General features: G+C 60.8%; 1 protein-coding gene. It reads left to right on the plus strand.

The genetic code is table 11. From position 1 onward, the window contains the following. Nucleotides 1–572, plus strand: a 572-nt coding sequence (locus AB4037_RS34635; RefSeq protein ID WP_441774684.1) for an outer membrane beta-barrel protein, incomplete at both ends; no start/stop codon positions are given.

Genomic DNA, 572 nt, shown 5'->3' on the forward strand with positions numbered 1-572 from the left:
CGCCTGCGCCTGTCCGGCGGCGTCATCTACGCCAGCTTCGATCGCCCCGATGACAGGGCCGAGGCAAAGAGCGGCTTCCCCATGCCGTTCAATGGAACGGACTATTATGTGGCGCTTCGCGCCACCACCATGCTGACCCCGCAGATCTATGCCTTTATCGAAGGAGGCGCCGATTTCCATCGATATGACAAGAACGTCAAGGGCGACTCCGTCTACCACGTGACGGCCGGTCTCGGTTCAGAGCTGATCCGGCTCGTGCGCGGCGAAGTCTATGTCGGTTATCAGACCCGCAGCGGATCGCGCCGCATCTCAGGCTCGTCGAACCAGCCTGCGTTCGGCGGACGGATCACATATTACCCGACGCAATACATCACCATTGCCGCCTCCGCCGATCAGTCGCTCTCCTTTTCGCAAACCCCCGTTCTGCTCCCCTCAGGCAATGGCAGCGTCTCTCAGGCCATGCAATCGGCGTCAGGCCGGACATTCCAGTCTCGCATTCAGGCCGACTACGCGCTGTCACAACTGTGGTCGGCCTATGTCCAGGCCGGCTATGGCCAAACACGATACAATGC

It is taken from the genome of Labrys sp. KB_33_2, from assembly GCF_052114505.1.
Classification (GTDB): domain Bacteria; phylum Pseudomonadota; class Alphaproteobacteria; order Rhizobiales; family Labraceae; genus Labrys.